16 protein-coding genes and 1 pseudogene are annotated in these 19,123 nt (G+C 71.6%); 8 read left to right on the top strand and 9 right to left on the bottom strand.

What is annotated here, in order from left to right:
* Positions 1 to 145 precede the first annotated feature (145 nt).
* Together AC3DE3_RS07170 and AC3DE3_RS07165 are read right to left on the bottom strand one after the other, a co-directional pair.
* Positions 146 to 2,077, bottom strand: a complete 1,932-nt coding sequence (locus AC3DE3_RS07170) for a VanW family protein (protein ID WP_488369493.1) — start codon at positions 2,075 to 2,077, stop codon at positions 146 to 148.
* 199 nt (positions 2,078 to 2,276) lie between these two features.
* The gene (locus AC3DE3_RS07165) at positions 2,277 to 3,590 is read right to left on the bottom strand and encodes an acetyl-CoA C-acetyltransferase (protein WP_488369492.1); all 1,314 of its coding nucleotides are present in this window, start codon (positions 3,588 to 3,590) and stop codon (positions 2,277 to 2,279) included.
* A gap of 123 nt (positions 3,591 to 3,713) precedes the next feature.
* Between AC3DE3_RS07165 and AC3DE3_RS07160 the strand changes: the two genes are divergently transcribed.
* From AC3DE3_RS07160 to AC3DE3_RS07145, 4 genes are all read left to right on the top strand, one after another.
* Entirely contained in the window at positions 3,714 to 5,063 is a 1,350-nt protein-coding gene (locus AC3DE3_RS07160; RefSeq protein WP_396119668.1) for a 3-oxoacyl-ACP reductase, read from the top strand.
* 6 nt (positions 5,064 to 5,069) lie between these two features.
* On the top strand, positions 5,070 to 5,975 hold the full coding sequence (locus AC3DE3_RS07155) for a MaoC family dehydratase (RefSeq protein WP_488369491.1): 906 nt from the start codon (positions 5,070 to 5,072) through the stop codon (positions 5,973 to 5,975).
* 192 nt (positions 5,976 to 6,167) lie between these two features.
* Positions 6,168 to 7,523, top strand: a complete 1,356-nt coding sequence (locus AC3DE3_RS07150) for a PQQ-dependent sugar dehydrogenase (RefSeq protein ID WP_488369490.1) — start codon at positions 6,168 to 6,170, stop codon at positions 7,521 to 7,523.
* 200 nt (positions 7,524 to 7,723) lie between these two features.
* Positions 7,724 to 8,629, top strand: coding sequence for a PQQ-dependent sugar dehydrogenase (locus AC3DE3_RS07145; protein ID WP_488369635.1), 906 nt, complete (start codon positions 7,724 to 7,726; stop codon positions 8,627 to 8,629).
* A 9-nt stretch (positions 8,630 to 8,638) separates the two neighbouring features.
* Here AC3DE3_RS07145 and AC3DE3_RS07140 read toward each other — a convergent pair whose 3' ends face one another.
* Positions 8,639 to 9,460 (bottom strand): fructosamine kinase family protein, encoded by an 822-nt coding sequence (locus AC3DE3_RS07140; protein ID WP_488369489.1) that lies wholly within the window; start codon positions 9,458 to 9,460, stop codon positions 8,639 to 8,641.
* Positions 9,457 to 10,809 (bottom strand): MFS transporter, encoded by a 1,353-nt coding sequence (locus AC3DE3_RS07135; RefSeq protein ID WP_488369488.1) that lies wholly within the window; start codon positions 10,807 to 10,809, stop codon positions 9,457 to 9,459. Before AC3DE3_RS07135 ends, AC3DE3_RS07140 begins: the two co-directional genes overlap by 4 nt.
* Positions 10,810 to 10,888: 79 nt before the next feature.
* Here AC3DE3_RS07135 and AC3DE3_RS07130 point away from each other — a divergent pair, with 79 nt between their 5' ends.
* From AC3DE3_RS07130 to AC3DE3_RS07115, 4 genes are all read left to right on the top strand, one after another.
* A complete protein-coding gene (locus tag AC3DE3_RS07130; protein ID WP_488369487.1) occupies positions 10,889 to 11,830 on the top strand; it encodes an SRPBCC family protein in 942 nt (313 codons plus the stop codon).
* Positions 11,831 to 11,991: 161 nt separating this feature from the next.
* Positions 11,992 to 13,044: a beta-ketoacyl-ACP synthase III gene (locus AC3DE3_RS07125; protein WP_488369486.1), complete on the top strand. Its 1,053-nt coding sequence runs from the start codon at positions 11,992 to 11,994 to the stop codon at positions 13,042 to 13,044.
* 84 nt (positions 13,045 to 13,128) lie between these two features.
* Positions 13,129 to 14,214: an SGNH/GDSL hydrolase family protein gene (locus AC3DE3_RS07120; RefSeq protein WP_488369485.1), complete on the top strand. Its 1,086-nt coding sequence runs from the start codon at positions 13,129 to 13,131 to the stop codon at positions 14,212 to 14,214.
* Between the two features lie 86 nt (positions 14,215 to 14,300).
* A complete protein-coding gene (locus AC3DE3_RS07115) occupies positions 14,301 to 15,287 on the top strand; it encodes an SGNH/GDSL hydrolase family protein (protein WP_488369484.1) in 987 nt (328 codons plus the stop codon).
* Between the two features lie 41 nt (positions 15,288 to 15,328).
* Here AC3DE3_RS07115 and AC3DE3_RS07110 read toward each other — a convergent pair whose 3' ends face one another.
* The 5 genes and pseudogenes from AC3DE3_RS07110 to AC3DE3_RS07090 form a co-directional block, all read right to left on the bottom strand.
* The gene (locus AC3DE3_RS07110; RefSeq protein ID WP_488369483.1) at positions 15,329 to 16,573 is read right to left on the bottom strand and encodes a Dyp-type peroxidase; all 1,245 of its coding nucleotides are present in this window, start codon (positions 16,571 to 16,573) and stop codon (positions 15,329 to 15,331) included.
* Positions 16,566 to 17,129 (bottom strand): copper chaperone PCu(A)C, encoded by a 564-nt coding sequence (locus tag AC3DE3_RS07105; RefSeq protein WP_488369482.1) that lies wholly within the window; start codon positions 17,127 to 17,129, stop codon positions 16,566 to 16,568. The genes AC3DE3_RS07110 and AC3DE3_RS07105 overlap by 8 nt, the downstream gene beginning before the upstream one ends.
* A 66-nt stretch (positions 17,130 to 17,195) precedes the next feature.
* Entirely contained in the window at positions 17,196 to 17,873 is a 678-nt protein-coding gene (locus tag AC3DE3_RS07100; protein WP_488369481.1) for a hypothetical protein, read from the bottom strand.
* A gap of 33 nt (positions 17,874 to 17,906) precedes the next feature.
* Positions 17,907 to 18,404 carry an NUDIX hydrolase gene (locus AC3DE3_RS07095; RefSeq protein WP_488369480.1) on the bottom strand — a complete coding sequence of 166 codons (498 nt, stop codon included), beginning with the start codon at positions 18,402 to 18,404 and terminating at the stop codon, positions 17,907 to 17,909.
* A gap of 115 nt (positions 18,405 to 18,519) precedes the next feature.
* Positions 18,520 to 19,123, bottom strand: a pseudogene (locus AC3DE3_RS07090) (hypothetical protein); the annotation flags it as partial.

Genomic DNA, 19,123 nt, shown 5'->3' with positions numbered 1-19,123 from the left:
GAGCTGCCCCTGCTCACCGCCACCCGCGGGATCGTCGCCGGTCTCGGCAACGAGCTCATGGAGCTGGACGAGTCCGCGTTCTGATCCCCACCTGACGGGCCGCATCGGGCCCGCGCCATCGAATCCGGGTAGCGGATTTCTGGTTCTAGTTGCCGGGCAGGCCGGGGATGCGGATCTCCGGAAGGCCCGGGATGCGGATCGGGTCGCCGGGTCCCGGCAACGGCGGCGGTGGCGGGGCGGGGTCGTCGCGTGGCGCCGGTGGCTCGACCCGACACTCGATGCGGTCCCGCGGTGCGTAGGTCGACGAGACGGTGTCCGTACTGACGGTGTCGTCGCCTCGCAGGACGACCCGCGTCACGCGTGCGGTGTACCCGTCCTCGCCCGCGCTCGGGGTGCAGCCGGCGGTGGTGACGACCCGGGTCTGGGCCCGCCGGATGTCGGTACGGGGAGCCGTCGACACCCTCACGGTGTACTCGGGCGTCCCCCACAGCCGGACCGTCACCGAGTTGCCGCTGCCCGAGGCGTCGATCACCAGCCCGGTGCCCTGGGCGTTGCGGAACCCCACGTCAGCCGAGGCGGTGGCGTCGCGGCCAGCCGGGAACGCGTCGCCGTCGACGCCCCTGGAGCTGTGCACGAGGTCCTGTGCTCCGGCCTCGAAGGCCGCGTTGAACAGGGCGGTGGCGACGGCATCCGCGGAGACGTCCCCGGAGACGGTGCCGGCGACCTCCGCCATGGAGAAGCTCTCGCCGGCGGGGATGTAGTGCCCGGCCAGAGAGGCGATCATGGACTGGGCCTGGCCGCTCGCGCCGACGGTGACGGTGAACTGGCCGACGGGCTCGCGGATGCCCGCCCGTTCGGCCTCCTCCGTGGTCAGTTCGGGGTCGCGACCCACGTACCCGACGGGGAGCACCCGCGGGCCCTCGACGTCGGTGAGCTGACCGGGCAGCGCCCCCAGCAGCGGCCCCCACTCGACGGTCCGCCCCTGCACCGCGGGGACGACCGTGGCTCGAGTGCCGCTGAACTCGAAGGACGCGTCCCTGCCCTCCTGTTCGGTCACCTCGAGCAGTGGGTCCAGGATCCCCTTGGCTGCGTCGGCGTCGAAGCGGGGCTCGAGCACCCCGCCCATGCGGACGAAGCTGAGGTACTCCCCGATCCGATCGCGCGGGAACTGCACCGGCACCGCGCCCGGGTCCTCCGGCTCGACCATCTCGATCTCCCGCTCGGCTGGTTCGGGCCGCGCGCGTCCCGGCGCCGGTGGCGGGGCCGGGAGCCTGGTCGTGATCGTCGTGGTCGCCGGTTCGGTGCCGTCGTCGCGCATCCGCGAGGCCATCAGCGTCAGGTCCCGGGACGCGGCGGGCTCGGCGATGTCCCGGATGAGGGCACGCACCTGCTCGGCGTCCGTCTCGGTGGGCGTGAAGTCGACGGACAGGTCCACACCGTCGTCGTCGAGCCAGTGCTCAAGCACCGCGTCGCGCGAGTCCTCGATCCGGAGACGCTGCCCGTCGAGTGGGATGGCCGACCGGACCTCGTCGCGGTCGAACCAGATGGCGCCCTCGCGGGGTTCGAAGTCCGCCTGGAGGGCGAGTCGCTCGAGGAAGTCGGTCAGGCGGGCGTCCGGGATGACGCTGGCGATGCCCACCTCGGTCGACCACACCAGGCTGATCAGCCGTTTCAGCGGGTTGAGGGGCTGCTCACCACCCCGGTCGAGCGTGCCCTGCCAGTCCACCGACAGCCCGACCGACCGGGGGTCCAACGTGGTCGTGACGGCCCCGGCGCGGAGATCCACCTCGTCGTCGACCCTCGGTCCGAGTTCGGTGATCAGTCGCTGCTCGGCGTCGGCCGTGCGCATCCCGCCCACCTGGATCCCGGCGACCTCGGTGCCGCGCGGGACCCGGCCGATGCTCTGCACCAGGTCGAAGCCGTACAGCACGGCGAGCGCCATGAACAGGCCGACGACGGTGTGGAGCCACCGCGAGCGCACCCGATAGCGCCGCCGATCGGACGCGGCCGGGTGTGGGCCCGCACCCTCGATCTCGACGGGGCGTGCCGGGGCGTTGTCGTCGGGGAACTCGTCCACGCGCTATCCGCCTCCTCCCGAGCGGGGGACGACGGAACCCGGCGGGCCGTCGACCGGGATGTCCCCGCCCGAACCACTGTGAACACACTATGACCGACTGGCACCGAGGAGTGCAGCCCCCGCGCCGGACGCGGGGGCTGCACTTTCACGGGCGATGCTCCGCGGGCTCAGCCCGCAGGCGGATGCTCCAGGGGCGGGGTCAGCGCTCCACGATCGCGGTGACGCCCTGGCCTCCGGCGGCGCAGACGGAGATCAGCGCCCGGCCGGAGCCCTTCTGCTCCAGCAGCTTGGCCGTGGCCGCCAGGATGCGGCCGCCGGTGGCGGCGAACGGGTGGCCGGCCGCCAGCGAGGAGCCGTTGACGTTGAGCTTGGAACGGTCGATCGAGCCCAGGGCCTTGTCCAGTCCCAGCCGCTCCGTGCAGTACTCGTCGGACTCCCACGCGGCCAGGGTGGCCAGCACCTGCGAGGCGAACGCCTCGTGGATCTCGTAGTAGTCGAAGTCCTGGAGGGTGAGGCCGTTGCGGGCGAGCAGACGCGGCACCGCGTAGGTGGGGGCCATGAGCAGCCCGTCGGGCGTACGGCCGTCGTGACCGTGGACGAAGTCGACCGACGCGGTCTCGGAGTCCACCAGGTACGCGCGGACCGGGAGCTTGCTCTCCTTGGCCCACTCCTCGCTGGCCAGCAGCACGGCGGACGCGCCGTCGGTGAGCGGGGTGGAGTTGCCGGCGGTCATGGTCGCCTCGGTGCCGTGGGCCTCGGCGTCGCGCTTGCCGAAGACGGGCTTGAGCTTGGCCAGCTTCTCCTCGGAGGAGTCGGGCCGCATGTTGTCGTCGCGGGCCACGCCGAGGTACGGGGTCACCAGGTCGTCCTGGAAGCCGGACTCGTAGGAGGCGGCGAGGTTGTGGTGGCTGGTGGCGGCCAGGGCGTCCTGGTCCGCGCGGGTGACGCCCATCTCACGGGCGGTGATGGCGGCGTGCTCACCCATCGACAGACCGGTGCGCGGCTCGGCGTTCTGCGGCTGCTCGGGCACGAGACCCTGCGGACGGATCTCGCCGAGGAGCTTGAGACGGTCGACCGTCGACTTGGCGGAGCTGACCTTGATGAGCGTCTTGCGCAGGTCGTCGTTGACCGCCAGCGGCGCGTCCGAGGTGGTGTCGGTGCCGCCGGCGATGCCGGACTCGATGCGACCGAGGGCGATCGCGTCAGCCACCTGGATGGCGGCGGCCAGGCCGGTGCCGCAGGCCTGCTGCACGTCGTAGGCCGGGCTCGAGGAGTCCAGCACGGAACCGATGACCGACTCCCGGGTGAGGTTGAAGTCGCGCGAGTGCTTGAGCACGGCACCCGCGACGACCGACCCGATGCGCTTGCCCTGGAGGTGGTAGCGGCTCGCCAGTCCGTCGATCGCGGCGGTGAGCATGTCCTGGTTGGAAGCGTCCGCGTACTTGCCGTTCGAGCGGGCGAAGGGGATTCGGTTGCCGCCGACGATGGCGACCTTGCGGGGGCTGGTGGTCACGTGTGTCACTCCCGTTTGATTCTCGGTGTCCGGTGGCCCGAAACGCGGCCCTGCACGTATTGTTACTCAGCAGTAAGTTACTTGTCGACCCGTAGTACCGCACCTCTCCAGGAGATGATCGCCATGGCACAGGGCAACCTCGACCTCTACTCGCAGTTCGTGACCTCGGCCCCCGGGTCGTTCATCGCCGGCAAGGTCGGCCTCCCGCAGCCGGAGCAGCTGCGACGGTACGAGGCCGGACAGCCCGCCCTGCACGGTCCCGTCCTCATCGGCGGCGAGGGCCGCCTGGTCGAGCCCGTCCGCGAGATGCTCGCCGGCGACTACGAGCTGGCCGGCGCCGGCGCGGAGGGCAAGTTCGCGGGCCTCGTCTTCGACGCCACCTCGCTGCGCCGCGCCGAGGACCTCAAGGCCCTGTTCGAGTTCTTCAACCCGGTGGTGCGCAACGTGGCCGCCAGCGGCCGCATCGTCGTGCTCGGCACCACCCCGGAGGAGACCGGTTCGGTTGAGGAGCGCATCGCCCAGCGGGCCCTCGAGGGCTTCACCCGCTCGCTCGGCAAGGAGATGAAGCGCGGCTCCACCGTCCAGCTCGTGTACGTCTCCCCCGACGCCGACGCGGGCGCCTCCGGGCTCGAGTCCACCCTGCGGTTCATCCTGTCCGCCAAGTCGGCGTACGTCGACGCGCAGGTGTTCCGCGTGGGCGCCGGTTCTGCCACCGCCCCGGCGTCGTGGGACCGTCCGCTCGAGGGCAAGCTCGCCGTCGTCACCGGCGCCGCGCGCGGTATCGGCGCGGAGATCGCGGCCGTGCTCTCCCGGGACGGCGCCCACGTGATCTGCTGCGACATCCCCGCCGCCGGCGAGTCGCTGTCAGCCACCGCCAACAAAGTCGGCGGCACCTCGCTGCCGCTGGACGTCACCGCCGCGGACGCCGCCGAGGTCCTGGCCAAGCACGTGACCGAGCGCCACGACGGCCGCGTCGACGTGCTCGTCCACAACGCCGGCATCACCCGCGACAAGACGCTGGCCGGCATGGACGGCGCCCGCTGGGACTCCGTCATGGCCGTCAACCTCATCGCGCCGGAGCGCATCACCGCCGAGCTCGCCGAGAAGGGCATCCTGGGCGAGGGTTCGCGCGTCGTGGGGGTGTCCTCGATGGCGGGTATCGCCGGCAACCGCGGCCAGACCAACTACGCCGCGTCCAAGGCCGGCGTGATCGGGTTCGTCAACGGCGCCTCCGCCGAGCTGGCCTCGAAGAACGTCACCGTCAACGCCGTGGCCCCGGGCTTCATCGAGACCCAGATGACCGCCGCCATCCCGTTCGCCACCCGCGAAGCCGGCCGCCGCATGAACTCCATGCAGCAGGGCGGCCTGCCGGTCGACGTGGCCGAGACCATCGCCTACTTCGCCAACCCCGCATCGTCCGCGGTCACCGACAACGTGATCCGCGTGTGCGGCCAGTCGCTGCTGGGTGCGTGAGCTGACGTGGAGTACACCCGGCTTCCCGCCATCCCCAACCTGCTGGCCCAGTACGGCAAGGCCGCGGTGGGCGCGATGCCCGTCGTGGGTGGTTCCCGCGACGGGACATCCATGCCGGCCCGGGGCGTCGAGGTCTCCGGCGTCCGTGTGGATGTGGCCAACCTTGCCGCCTACGCCCGCGTCTGTGGACTGCGGCTGACCGACGAACTGCCACTGACCTACCCGTTCACGCTGGCGTTCCCGTTGAGCATGCAGCTCATGCTGGACCCGGATTACCCCGTGCCGGCGATGGGGTCGGTGCACCTGACCAACGAGATCTCCTCGCGCCGCGCGTTGCGCGTCGGCGACGAGCTGAACATCCGAGCGCACGCCGAGAATCTGCGGGAACACTCCGCCGGGTTACTGCTGGACGTGGTCACCGAGATCCGAACCGGTGACGACGACGAGCCCGCCTGGGTGCAACGGTCGGGCCTGCTCTCCAAGCGCAGGACTTCTCTGACCCCGCCGAAGGACGCACCGCGCCCGCCGAAGCCGGCGCCTCCGACCGCGTCCGAGATCGGCGACCCCACCGTGGTGAAGTCGGTGTCGGAGGCGCAGATCTCCGAGTACGCCGCGGTGTCCGGGGACCGCAACCCCATCCACGTGTCCAAGGTGGGTGCCAAGGCGTTCGGGTTCCCGAACGTCATCGCCCACGGCATGTGGACGGCCGCCACGCTGCTGGGCACGGTCGAGGGCGGGATCCCCGAGCAGGCCCGCTACTCGGTGGAGTTCGGCAAGCCCGTGATCCTGCCCGCCAAGCTGGGTATCTACGCCCGCCGCGGCGGCGCCGGGGACCCGGCCTGGTCGCTGACCGTGCGCAACCCCAGAAAGCTGGGCACCGTGCACGCCATGGCGACCATCGAGGAGCTCTGACAGCACCGATCCGCGCCGTGGCGCGACCGACGCGAGCGTCCCGCACACATTGCCCCAGCGGCGGGTGTGCGGGGCGCTCTTCTCGTCGGGTTCGGCGGGTGGGTGTCGGACCCGTCGGATAGGTTTCTCACCGCCCCTCGAGTGACCGCGGTCACCGGGGATTCTCGCATGCCCCCCACCCGAGGAGTCCCTGTGCCCGACCGGCCCGAGCGTCGCCCAGTCCGATCCGTCCTCCGCACCCGCCTGCTGGCAGGGATGGCGGCCGCCGCGGCGGTCACCGTGGCGCTGCCCGCGGCCGCGCAGGCCCAGAGCGCCGCGCCCGGGTCGGTCGCCGGCTCGGTGGACGCCGGCTCCCTCGGCTCGGCCGGGTCCACCGGCTCGGCCGGGTCGGCCGGGTCCACCGGCTCGGCCGGGTCAGCCGGGCAGCCGACCGGGGAGACGCTCCCGCCTCCGCTGCCCGCCGGCCCCGCGGTCGAGGTCGACGAGGTCATGGACGGTCTGACGATCCCGTGGGACGTCGTTCGCGCCCCGGACGGGGTCGTCGTCACCGGCGAGCGCGGTACGGGCCGGATCGTCGCGGTCCGACCCGACGGAACCTCCGCACGGGTCGAGGCCGACCTCGGCGCGTTGTTCACCGGTGGGGAGAGCGGCCTCATGGGTATCGCCCTGGCCCACGATTTCGCCACCAGCCGCGAGGTCTACACCTGCCACTCCGTCAACTTCAGTGAGCCGGATCCCGACGGGACCATCGGGGACAGCCGCGTCACCGCGTGGCGGGCCACCGATGACTGGTCGCGGCTGGAGTCCCCGGACGTGATCGTGCCGGGCATCGAGCGACAGGACATCGGGCACCACTCGGGGTGCAGAATCCTCGCTCACCCGGACGGAACGCTGTACATCGGAACGGGCGACACGTTTCACGGCGAGATCCCGCAGGACATGAACTCGCTCGGAGGCAAGGTGCTCCACGTCGAGCGCACCGGGGAGCCCGCCTCGGACACCATCCGGGAGGAGGGCACGGACCCGCGCGTCCTCACCTACGGCCACCGCAACGTGCAGGGGCTGGCTCTGCAGCCGGGCACCGGGCGGATCTACTCGGCCGAACACGGCACACTCGTCGACGACGAGATCAACCTCATCCGCCCCGGCCGGAACTACGGGTGGGACCCGTACCGGCCCGGCATCCCGCGGAACCATGACGACGCCTCACCGATGACGGACCTGATCAAGCATCCCGACGCCGTGGAGGCCGTGTGGTCCTCCGGCGACCCGACGTGGGCCACCAGCGGGATGGCCTTCCTCGACGACCCGTCGTGGGGCGAGTGGAACGGCGCACTGGCGGTGGCGATGCTCAAGTCCACGCGGATCGCGCTGATGAGGCTCTCGGGCGACGGGCTCGAGGTCCTCGACACCGTGGGGATCCTCCCGGGCGAGTACGGCCGTATCCGTTCCCTCACCGCCGAGCCCGGGGGATCCTTGCTGGCCACCACCTCGAACGGCAGAGGTCAGGACAAGGTCCTGCGGATCCGCCCCTCGACCGGGGTGTGACCGCCGGGCACGTCGCGGTTCCGGTGTCGCGTCCGCCGGGGGTCGAATAGGTTCGGGCGCACGGGGGATCAACAGTCGCAGCCCCCGCCACCGCCCGATCAGCCCGACCCAGGAGAAGTAGTGCCCAGAACAACTTTCCCCCGCGCCCTCGCCGGGATCGCCGCGGCCGCAGCGGTGACCGTGGCCGTCCCGCTCACCGCCTGCGGTCCACGGTCGAGGCCGACTTCGGGCCCCTGTTCAACACCGCCGAGAGCGGACTGATGGGCATGGCGTTGGCGGACGACTTCGCCACCAGTCGCGAGATCTACACCTGCCACTCTTCGGCCGACGCGGGCGACAACCGGGTGACCGCCTGGCGCGCGGCGGACGACTGGTCCCGGCTCGAATCCCCGCGAGTGCTCGTCGAGGATATTCCGCTGGCCAATGGCGGGCTGCATTCGGGCTGCCGCATCCTCGCCCATCCAGACGGCACCCTCTACATCGGAACCGGCGATGCGTTCACGGGTCCCGCACCCCAGGACCTCGAATCGCTTTCGGGCAAGATCCTGCACATCACCCGCACGGGCGAGCCCGCCGACGACACCATCGGGGACTCCCCCGTTCTGACCTACGGGCACCGCAACGTCCAGGGGCTGGCCCTGCGCCCGGATTCCGACCAGATCATCTCGGCCGAGCACGGGCCGAACGTCGACGACGAGGTGAACCTCGTGATCCCCGGCTCCAACTACGGCTGGAACCCGAACTCGAGCGGCCGGTACGAGCAAAACGTCCCGATGACCGACCTTCGAGCCTTCCCGGATGCGATGGAGGCCTCGTGGCGGTCGGGGGCGCCGACGCTCGCGCCCGGCGGGATCGCGTTCCTCGACGACCCCGCGTGGGGTGAGTGGGACGGAGCTCTGGCCGTGGCGATGCTCAAGACCAGTCAGATCGTCCTGCTCAAGCTCACCGAGGACGGCCGATCCGTCACCGACTCCGCCACGATCCTCCGCGGCGAGCACGGCCGGCTGCGGTCGATCACACCCGAGCCCGGCGGGTCGCTGCTCGTGACCACCTCCAACGGCAACGGCGGGGACGAGGTCCTGCGGGTCAGCCCGGCGGGTGAATAACCCGGGCGCCTAGAGACGGAGCACGGCGCGGGCGGCGTCGGCCAGCGCGATCGCGTAGCCGGCGCCGTGCCCGGCCGAATGCGTTGCCAACGGGTGCAGCTGATGCAGCGGCACCCGGTCCCGCCACCCCTCGCGCAGCGGGTGCGCCTCGTCGTAGCCACGCAGGATGTGCGCCAGGTGCGGGGCACCGAACAGGGCGAGCATCGCCAGGTCGGTCTCACGGTGGCCGCCGTGCGCGGCGGGGTCGATGAGCACGGCCTCCACGCCGTCGCCATCGGCGCCGGGCCCGCGCACCCGCACGGCGGTCCACAGCACGTTGCCGGTCCAGAGGTCGCCGTGGATCCGGGCCGGGTGGTCGTCGGGATCATCGAGCGCCCCGGACGCGACGCGGTCGCAGGCCTGCTCGACCACGGCCAGGTCAGCGCCACCGAGCACCCCGAGGTCCACCGCGATCCGGACGAACGGCCGGACCCGCTGCTCGGCGTAGAACTCGCCCCACGAGCCGGTGGGCACGCACTGTTGGGGACGATTGCCGATGAAGCACCGGCCCGCCCAGCCGTCCGCGGGTGCGCCCCAGGCGGCCGCGCCCGCGTCGTGCATCGCCGCCAGCGACCGCCCGAACCGCAGAGCCGCTCGCGTCGTCGCGCGACCTGTGGGAATCCTCTCGAGGATGATCTCGTCGTCGTCGACCCCCACCACGTCGACCACCCTCGGCCCGCCGCGCGCCGCGGCGAGCCAGGCCAGACCGGCCGCCTCGTGGCGGTAGAAGTCGGGGCCGTGACGCTCAGAGCCGTGGTCGGAGCCACGTTTGACGAACACCCGGTCACTCACGTCGCGGTCTCCCTCGTGTGATGGGCGGGCAGCTCGCGATCCGGGCGGTCCGCGCGGCCGAGCAGAGGCCCGGCCAGGACGGCGATGAGCACCCCACCGGCGAGCATGGGCGTGACGGTCCAGCGCATCCCGGCGTGCTCGGCGATGAGGCCGACCAGCGGCGGGGAGACCAGGAAGCCCAGGCGCATCACCCAGTTGAGGACCGCCAGACCCGCGCCGGGGGTCAGGCCGGGCACCGAGTCGGCGCCGACCATCGCGCCCGGGATGATCGTGGCGATCCCCCACCCGGCCACGACGAACCCAGCCAGCACGACGGCCAACAGAACAGGACCGTCGAGGAGGACTGACGCCGCGAACACCGTGCCGACTCCGGCCACCACACAGCCGCCGCCGACGCGGCCGACGAACGCGGCGCCGAACCTCTCCACCAGCGTGTCCCCTGTGAATCGCCCGACGAGTTGCGCGCCCTGCACGGAGATGAACCCGAGTCCGGCCAGGCCCGCGCCCGCGACCGTGAGCTCGCGCAGATAGAGCGCGGACCAGGTCTGCGCGAAGTCCTCGACGAGCTCGGCGCAGCACGCGAACAGCCCGAGCGCGACCAGCAGGAGCAGGGCGCGGCCGCCGGGGATGCGGCGGGCGGGGCCGGACGCCACGGAGTCGTCGGCGTGCTCCGGCGAGGGCTCCGGCGAGGGCTCGGGCGGCGGCCCGGGCACGGCGTCGAGGTCGCGGCCGAACTCGTCCTCGGCGACGGGCGGGCCCAACCGCACCGGGTAGGCGGCGAGCGCGGCGGCCGCGCAGATCACGGCGGCACCGACCATCTGGACCCGCACGGGCGCTCCCGCGCCGGCCGCCACCGACCCACCCGCAGCACCGAGGACCGCGCCGAGCGACCACACCGCGTGGAACCGGTTGATCAACGAACGCCCATGCCGCAGCTGAACGCGGATCCCGTGGGCGTTCATCGCCACGTCGGTCATCGCGTCGCACACCCCGAACAGCAACAGCAGCCCGGCGAACACGGCCACGACGGGCGAGAACCCCACCAGCGCGGCGGCGAAGGAGGCGGCGACCATCATCGCGATCGCGACCGCCCCGTCCGACCGCCGCCGCATCAGCGCGGGGGTGAGCAGGCCGCCGACCAGCGCGCCGGCCGGATAACAGGCCATGGCCAGGCCGAACGCGGCGGGACCGAGGTCGAGGGCGTCCTTGAGGTCGGGCAGCCGGGGGACGATGGCGCCGAAGATCGCCCCGTTGGCGGCGAAGAGCAGGGCGGTCGCGGCGACCGGACCGCGGACGGCGCCGCCCCGGGCACCGCCCGCACCGTCTCCCGCCCCGACCGCCGCAGTCACGACCGCCACACTACGTCCGGAGGGCCCGCCGGTAGCGTTACGCGGACAACAGCAGCGGACCGGTGAGGGGAGAGCGCCCGTGTACAACGTGACGTCGGGGATCGAGACCGCGGACGGTGGCCGGCGCGTGGCGTGCCGCGTGCCGCTGCCGGCGGCGCCCACGGTGGTGTGGGACGCGGTCGCCACGGGCGAGGGCATCTCGTCCTGGTTCGTCCCCTGCGCACTGGAGCCGCAGGTGGGAGGGCGGATCGTGCAGTTCGCCGACCCCGGCGCCCCCGATCCCACGACCGGACCCGAAGCCGCTGCCGAGGCGATGCTCACCGCGACCGTCGGCGAGATCACCACGTACACCCCGCCCGGCGGGAGTGTCCCGGGACTGTTCTCCTACGAGGAGCGGGACTGGATGGGCGAGGGTGTCCCGGTGCCGCCGTGGGAGACCTCCTGTGAGGTGGTCGACGACGGCGAGGGCGGCAGCGTGCTCACCCTGCGGTCGGGGTTCGGCTCCGGCGGACAACTCGCGGAGGAGTCGGTGGACGGCAGTGTCGACGGGTGGGTGCAGGCGCTGACCGTGCTGGCCCACCGACTGACCCATCGCCCGGCCGACGGGGTGGTGACCGTCGACGCGGCCACCGATCCCGTCGATGCGGGCGTCCCGGAGCTGTGGGCCCGGGTGACGAGCGCGCTGATCGCCCCCGCCGCCGGCGCCGGGGGGAACCCGGGCACCGGCACGGTGGTGGCCAGGTCCGGTGAGGTGGGCGGGATCGTGGTGGCCGAGTCGCAGGCCTCGCGGACCCTGATCCTCTCGGCCCCGGTCGACGGCATGCTGGAGCTGTTCGCCTTCCCGGCGGGCGAGGATCACGAGGACGCGACCGGGCGGGCCGCGATCGCCCTGCGGGTCTACGAGTACGTGGACGTCCCCGGAGGCGGTGGGCTCCCACTGGGCGCGGCCGCCGTCGATGTCGCCCCCACCTGGGAGGCACCGCGGTGGCGTGCGTGGCTGGAGGGTCTCGCCCGGGGATGAGCCGGCCCGCGGGCGGGGGTGGGTGCTGACCGGGCGGTAACTCAGCCCTCGTATCTGCCGATGTTCTTCTCGTCCCCAGTACTGTTGCGGGGAAGTATCGTGACGGGCCGCGCCAGCGTGGCCGCATCTCGAACCGCACACCGACGAGGAGTTACATCCGTATGGCGGATTCCAACGACACCGTGACCATCGCGACCGGCGAGGGCGCACCCGGCTCCACGTTGCTGGGCATCGGCGCGTACCGCCCCGAGCGCGTGGTCAGCAACGAGGAGATCTGCGAAACGATCGACTCGACCAGCGAGTGGATCTACGAGCGGTCCGGGATCCTCAACCGCCGTTTCGCGAACGACGACGAGTCGATCGTGATGATGTCCACCGAGGCGGCGAAGAAGGCCGTCGCATCCGCGGGAATCGATCCAGAGCTCGTCGACGCGGTCATCCTGTGCACGTCGACCAACTGGACCCAGGTGCCCCACGCCGCACCCCAGGTGGCCACGAACCTCGGACGAAACGGCATCGCCGCGTTCGACCTCACCGCGGGCTGCGCCGGGTTCGGCTACGGCCTGGCCGTGGCCACCAACATGATCCGTGGCGGCGCCTCCCGCTACGTCGTGGTGATCGGCGTGGAGAAGATGAGCGACGGCATCGACTTCACCGACCGAAACACCTCGTTCATCTTCGGGGACGGTGCCGGCGCCGTCGTGGTGGGCCCGGGCGAGACCAACGACATCAGCCCGGTGGTGTGGGGCTCCGATGGCGAGCAGGGCGGCGCGATCAGTCAGACCAAGGACTTCAAGGCCTACGTCAACGAGGTGGACTCCGGCGCCGAGGAGATCCAGCAGCCCTTCCTGACCATGAACGGCTCCAAGGTATTCCGCTGGGCCGCCGTGCAGGTGTCCAAGGTGTGCGCCGAGACCCTGGAGACGGCCGGCGTGACCGCCGAGCAGATCCAGGCGTTCGTCCCGCACCAGGCCAACGGCCGCATCAACTCGGCCATGGCCAAGCACCTCGGCTTGCCGGACACGGTGGCGATCGCCAACGACATCGAGCAGACCGGCAACACCTCGGCCGCCTCCATCCCGCTGGCCATGGAGACCATGCTGCGCGAGGGTCAGGCCAAGCAGGGCGACGTGGCACTGTGCATCGGCTTCGGCGCGGGCCTGTCCTACGCCGGCCAGGTCGTGCGCCTGCCCGCGGCTCCGCCGGTCGACTGACGACACTGGCGTCCCTCCCGAAATGACCGGGAAGTCCTCGGGAGGGACGCCCAACTAGACATGTGTTCATGAGAGAGTCAGGTCATGTACGCATCGTCTTCCCGTCGTTCCGCACGCCGCCTCGTCGCCGGCGCCGCCGCGGCCACAGCCGTCCTGCTGTCCCCGCTGCTGGCCGCCCCGGCCGGGGCCGATCCCGCCATCCCCGACCCGCTCTCGCCGGCGGCCTCGCCGCTGGAGCTCGCGGGCGGGTCCGCCCAGACCCTGGGCGGCACCATCACCGGTCAGGTCACGGGTACCGGAATGGGCCCGTCGGTGCTGTCGGGCCCGGGCACCGGCCCGGCCAAGTACGTGGCCCTCGGTGACTCCTACGCCGCCGTCGGCAAGATCGCGCCCGGCGCCTGGGGTGCAGGTCCGGTCGCGTGCGTGCGCACCGACGACGCCTACCCCACCGTGGTCGCCCGCGAGCTGGGGGTGGGCACGTTCGTCAACGCGAGCTGTGGCGGCGCGGTGGCCGACGATTTCCTCGCGGTCGGCCGGACGGGAGCCCCGCCGCAGTTCGACGCCCTCGATGCCGAGACCGACCTGGTGACCATGACGATCGGCGGCAATGACGTGGGCTTTGCCGCCGTGATCGTGGCGTGCGCGCTGCGGCCCAACACCGCGCCCGAGTTGCTACCGGTCGTCGACGGTGTGACCGGCAATCTGTCGAAAGGCTTCGACCCCACCGCCGGGTGTTCGGACGTGATCGACCGGCAGGCTGCCGACGCGCTCGACGACCTCGATCAGCGTATGGACGCGGTGTATGCCGGGATCGCCGAGCGGGCCCCGCAGGCCCGCGTCGTGACCGTCGGTTATCTGGCCGCGGTGCCCGAGGACGACCAGATCATCCAGCAGTCCCCCGCCTGCGCGCCGTTCGTGGCCATCAGCCGCGAGGAGCGGGCCAAGGTTCGTGGGTTCCAGGACAGCATCAACCGGGTGGTCCGTGACGCCGCCGAGCGCAACGGTGCCACCGTCGTGATCCCGGACGAGCCGGGGCACTCGATGTGTACCTCCCCCGAGAACCGTTGGGTCGACTTCACGGGCCTGGAGACCGGAGTGGTGCCCGTGCATCCCACCAGCGCCGGCCACGCGCACGTCGCCGACCGGGTTCTCGCAGCGCTCGACGGCTGACCTTGTGGGCGGACACCTCACTCGACAGCTGTCCAGAAGTTACCGAAATGGGTCCGAAGCGGCGGCGATGAGAGAACACTGAGTACATGCTCACCTCCTATGGCCGCCGCCTGAGCGGCTCACGTTCCCTCACGACCTCCCTCGCCTTGGCCGCCGCCGTGACGCTCGCCGCGGCACCTGTCGCCGCCGCCCAGTCCACGGCCCAGGCTGACGGGGCGATCGCCGTCAGCTCGCTCGGCGCCACCAACGAGATCCCGGGCAGTGTCGCCGGGTCCCTCGGTTCGATCGCCGGCCCCGCCTACGCCGACTACGTGGCGCTGGGCGATTCCTATGCCGCATTCGGCGATCAGACGGAGCTCGTGGTCACGGACGGCCCCGACGCCCGGTGCGGTCGTAGCCTGACCAACTACCCCAATGTGCTCGACCTGAACCCGGCGGTCGGCGAGCTCACCGACGTCACGTGCGGTGGAGCGGTGACCGAGGACATCTTCGACGAGCAGCACCCGGGCGTCTCGCCCCAGATCGACGCCCTTGATCCGGACACCGATCTGGTGACCCTCTCGATCGGTGGCAACGACGTGGGCTTCGGCGCCATCGTCGAATGCATCTCCGGTGGCGCTCCCGGTGCTCCCCTCGATTGCGAGGGTCGGCTGGACGGCCAGGTCAGCACTGCCATCGCTGACGTCTTCGGCGAAGGCGGCGCGGTGGACGAGGTCTACTCGGAGATCAAGGAGCGCTCGCCCGATGCGACCGTGATCGCCACCCAGTACCTGCCTCTTCTCCCGGCCTCGAACGAGGACGGTTGTCAGTTCACCCAGTTCATCGGCGTCGACAACCTGAACTGGGCCCGCCAGATCACCACGGACATCAACAACGCGGTGGCCGAGGCGGCGGAGCGCAACGGCCACGTCTCCGTCCTGCCCGTCGACACCTCAGTCGACCGCAGCGCCTGCGGAGAGGCTGACGAGCGCTGGACCGACTTCCTGGGCGGGCCCCCGACCAATGCTGCCGGGTTCCACCCCACCTCATTGGGCCAGCAGGCCATGGCCGGCGCCATCGCCGCGGCGATCTGACCCGTTCGCTGCAGCTGGGGTGCCAGCCGCCCCGTTCGCGGTCAGCCCTCGAACAGCCCCTGCCCCACGTAGCCGCCCTCGGGCGCACCGGGCGGCAGCGCGAACACGGCGGAGCCGATGGGGATCGTCCAGGTGTTGAGCGCGTCCTGCTCGGCGAGCCGCTGCTGGACGGGGATGTACGTCCGCACCGGGTCGGCTTGGTAGGCGGTGAACAGCAGACCGGAGTTGCTGATCTCGCCACCCTCCGGCGGGTCGTCGTAGTTGTACGGCCGCCGGAGCATCGCCTCACCCCGGTTGTGCTGCCGCGCCCGCGCGATGTGCGATTCGGGCGGGATGACCGGTAGGCCGGTGGAGTCGATCGCCTCGAAGTCGGCCGGGTCGCGCTCGACCTCCCCGGTCAGCGGGGCCCCGGTGTCGAGCTTGCGGCCGACGCTGAGTTCCCGGGAGGTGCGGTCGATCTCCTCCCAGGTGTCCATCGTCATGCGGATGCGCCGCAGGACGAGCGACGAGCCGCCCCGCATCCACCGCCTGTCACTGCCGTCCGAGAACAGGATCTGGTCGAAGTCGATGTCCTCCGGCCGGGGGTTCTCGGTGCCGTCGAGCTGCCCGAACAGGTTGCGTTGGGTCCGCCCGCTCGGGTCGGTGCCGACAGCCTTGCGGAAGCCGCGCTGTGACCATTTCTGCCGGGCCACCCCCCGCACGCCGGACGCGAGGATCCGGGCGGCGTGGGAGACGATCAGCGGGTCGTCGGCGCAGATCTGCAGCAGGAGATCCCCTTCGGACCAGCGGTCCTCGAGTTGGTCGATCTGCGGGAACGCCGGAAGTTGCGCGAGCCACGAGGGCCGCTTCTCCGGCATCCCGATCGCATCGAACAGTCCGGGACCGAACCCGATCGTCACGGTGAGCCGCGCCGGGTCCTCGGCGAGTTCCGGCTCGAGGTCGGCGAGTCCGCCGCGCCCCTGGGTGAGCCGGGCGGCGTCCTGGGACCACGCCCGCAGGACTCCCTGGATTTCGGTGCGCGTCGCCCCCGGGACGATGTCGAAACCCACGAACGCCGCGTGCGATTGCGGTGCCGTGGTGATGCCGGCCTGTCGGGGGCCGTGGAACGGTTCGGTGGCCGCCCCCACGACCCGCGAGTCGGCGAGGGTCTTCCAGTCGGTGACCACCTCGCCGTCGTCGACCGCTCCCCGGGCCGCGTATCCCGCGGCGCCGCCACCCACCACGGCCGCGACGCCGCCGGTGAGCACCGACCGCCTGGACAGACCTCGGCGGGCCTGGTCAGCCATCGTGGTTCATGCCCCCCTCGGTCGAGTGATCGGCCGCCCCGTGGCCGCCGCCAACGTACTCCTCCTCGCCGCCCTGGAAATCACGGGCCGAGACGGTGACGTCCTGCTCGGTGCCGTCGAACTCGAGCGTCAGCGTGATCTGCTGACCGGTGGTGATGGGGGCGCCGAGGTCCATGAGCATGATGTGGTTGCCGCCGGGCTCCAGGACGAGCTCGCCGCCGGCGGGGATGACGAACCCCTCTTCGCGTTCCTGCATCATCATCCCGCTGGCGCCGGGGACGGTTTCGTGCAGTTCGGTGCTGCCGTCGAGGTCGCTGTCGACGCCGGTGAGGTGCAGCTCGGTGTCGCCGGGGTTGTGGATGGTGCCGAAGACCCCGGACATCTCGGTGTCGGTGGCCTTGGCCCAGCCGTCGTCGAAGGTCACGGTGGTCGCTGCGGCGTCGGTGTCACCGGTGGCCTGCGAGTCGGTGCCGGTGTCGTCGGTCGCGCAGGCGGCGGTGAGGGCGAGCGCGAGTGCAGTGGCCGCGGCGAAGGCGGCACGGGTGTGGGTACGCATGGATGTTCCCTTGGTGTGGTGTGTGGTCGCCCGGCAGCGCGGGGCGCGTACCGGTGCGAGAGGTGGTCACACAGCCACGGGCGGCGCGCGGGTTCCCCCGCTGGCCAGGAGGAACCGTCCGCGCGGGGCGTCGGCCTCGTAGGAAGCCAGGAGTCTGGCGACGACGACGAGGTGAGCCGCCGCCGGAATCGGCACCACCCGGGCCGCCAGCCAGGACAGTGTCCCGGACAGGACGGCGACCAGCGCGAGCGTCGCGACGATCGCGGCGAGGTGGGCGCCCAGCATTCCCGGGGTGAGCAGGGATGCGGCGGAGGCCGTCGGGTCGAGGCCGACCCCGTCCATCGCGGCCCGGATCGCTGCGGGGTCGGTGGTGTGGTGGCCGAGCGCCCCGTTGGCGCCCGAGGCGCTGGCAGCGCCTGCGGTGTGGCCCGCGGCGTGGCCGGCCGCACCGTGGGTGTGCCCGGAGGCCAGCACGAGGTGGACGAGCCCCTGACCGACGATCAGCCCGACTGCGGCGGTGACGATCGGAGCCCGACGACGGGCGAGGGCGGCCGTGACCGCTCCGACGCCGACGCTCGCGGCCGCGACGGCGAGGATCTCGCCCGCTGTGGGTGAGCCCGCCAGCCCACCGGCCGCCAGCCCGTGGGCGCTGATGCCGAACACGCCGCTGACCAGTGCCACCACGATGCCCACGACCGCGGTCACCACGGGCGGGACCTCGGTGCGAAGCCTGTCGGCGGACATGACCCGATCCTAATCTCCGGCTACGACACCGGCCTATCCGGAGCCCGCGCCCTCGGGGGTGGTGATGATGCGGGCGCGTTCTTCGTCGGCGAGGCCTGCCTCGATCCGGGCGAGCATGTGGGGGCGCATGTCGGGCAGGTCGTCTACGGCGAACCAGCGGACGTCGGTGTTCTCGCCGTCGGCGGGGTGGGGGTCACCACTGAGGTAGGTGCAGGCGAAGGTGTGGTCGATGTATTGCGCCCGATCGCCGTTGGCGTAGGTGACCATGCGGGAGACGCCGATCGAGGCGACCCGGTCGACGCGGATGGTGACCGCTGCTTCCTCGAGTGCTTCGCGGACGGCGGCGTCGGCGGGGTGCTCTCCGGGGTCGACGATGCCGGTGACAGGGGTCCACCATCCGTTGTCGCTTCGCCGGACCAGCAGTATGCGGTTCCCTTCGGGGTGCCGGATGACGGCGGTCGCCCCGGCGAGCCAGAGCGGGGCGCTTCCCACGTGCTTGCGGAGCTCTAGGACGAAGTCGGGGGTGGCCATGATCCCGAGGGTAGGTGGGAGGTACGACAAATCCCCCGCCGGCCGCGTGGGCTGACGGGGGATCTGTACGTGAGAGCTAGCCGCTCACCGGGTCACCGGCAAGCTGGGCAGAACGTCAGTTCTGCTCCTCAGGCTCGCACTCCTGCTGCTCCATGGAGCCGTTGTTCTTCAGGAAGTCGATGCCCTCCTGCGGCAGGTTGCAGACCAGGCCGACGTCGACACCCGGAAGCGCCGGCAGGTTGACGCCACCGGAGACGATCAGGCCGATGGCGATGCCGCCAGCAGCGAGCGAGCCAAGAGCGAGGAGAGTCTCCGAGTCGGAACCGGTACCGCTGCCGGGAGCAACGATGACGTCGCCGGAACCGAGGTTCGACGATCCGGCCTCAAGCGCATCGGTGATGCCCTCTGAACCGGCCCCGCCGGTCAGTGAACCGAAGTCAAGTTCGCCGTCAGCATCGGTCGACCCCGAGGAGAGACCGTCGAAGATGCCTGTGAGCGAGCCGAGCGAGCCGGTGTCAGCGTCCGGGTCAACCGGCGCATCCGGATCGACCGGCGCATCCGACGAACCCGGGAAGTCCGAGGACAGACCCGACAGCGAGCCGGTGTCAGCGTCCGGGTCAACCGGCGCATCCGGATCGACCGGCGCATCCGACGAACCCGGGAAGTCCGAGGACAGACCCGACAGCGAGCCGGTGTCAGCGTCCGGGTCAACCGGCGCA

This window comes from Dietzia sp. IBK-p2-16D (assembly GCF_057773085.1).
This window is presented reverse-complemented; position numbering and strand designations above follow the sequence as displayed.

Bases quoted from the DNA above. Each gene is read 5' to 3' on its own strand.
- AC3DE3_RS07160 (WP_396119668.1), top strand. From the start codon at position 3,714: ATGGCACAGGGCAACCTCGACCTCTACTCGCAGTTCGTGACCTCGGCC.
- AC3DE3_RS07125 (WP_488369486.1), top strand. From the start codon at position 11,992: ATGGCGGATTCCAACGACACCGTGACCATCGCGACCGGCGAGGGCGCA.
- AC3DE3_RS07120 (WP_488369485.1), top strand. From the start codon at position 13,129: ATGTACGCATCGTCTTCCCGTCGTTCCGCACGCCGCCTCGTCGCCGGC.
- AC3DE3_RS07115 (WP_488369484.1), top strand. From the start codon at position 14,301: ATGCTCACCTCCTATGGCCGCCGCCTGAGCGGCTCACGTTCCCTCACG.
- AC3DE3_RS07110 (WP_488369483.1), bottom strand. From the start codon at position 16,573: ATGGCTGACCAGGCCCGCCGAGGTCTGTCCAGGCGGTCGGTGCTCACC.
- AC3DE3_RS07105 (WP_488369482.1), bottom strand. From the start codon at position 17,129: ATGCGTACCCACACCCGTGCCGCCTTCGCCGCGGCCACTGCACTCGCG.
- AC3DE3_RS07100 (WP_488369481.1), bottom strand. From the start codon at position 17,873: ATGTCCGCCGACAGGCTTCGCACCGAGGTCCCGCCCGTGGTGACCGCG.
- AC3DE3_RS07095 (WP_488369480.1), bottom strand. From the start codon at position 18,404: ATGGCCACCCCCGACTTCGTCCTAGAGCTCCGCAAGCACGTGGGAAGC.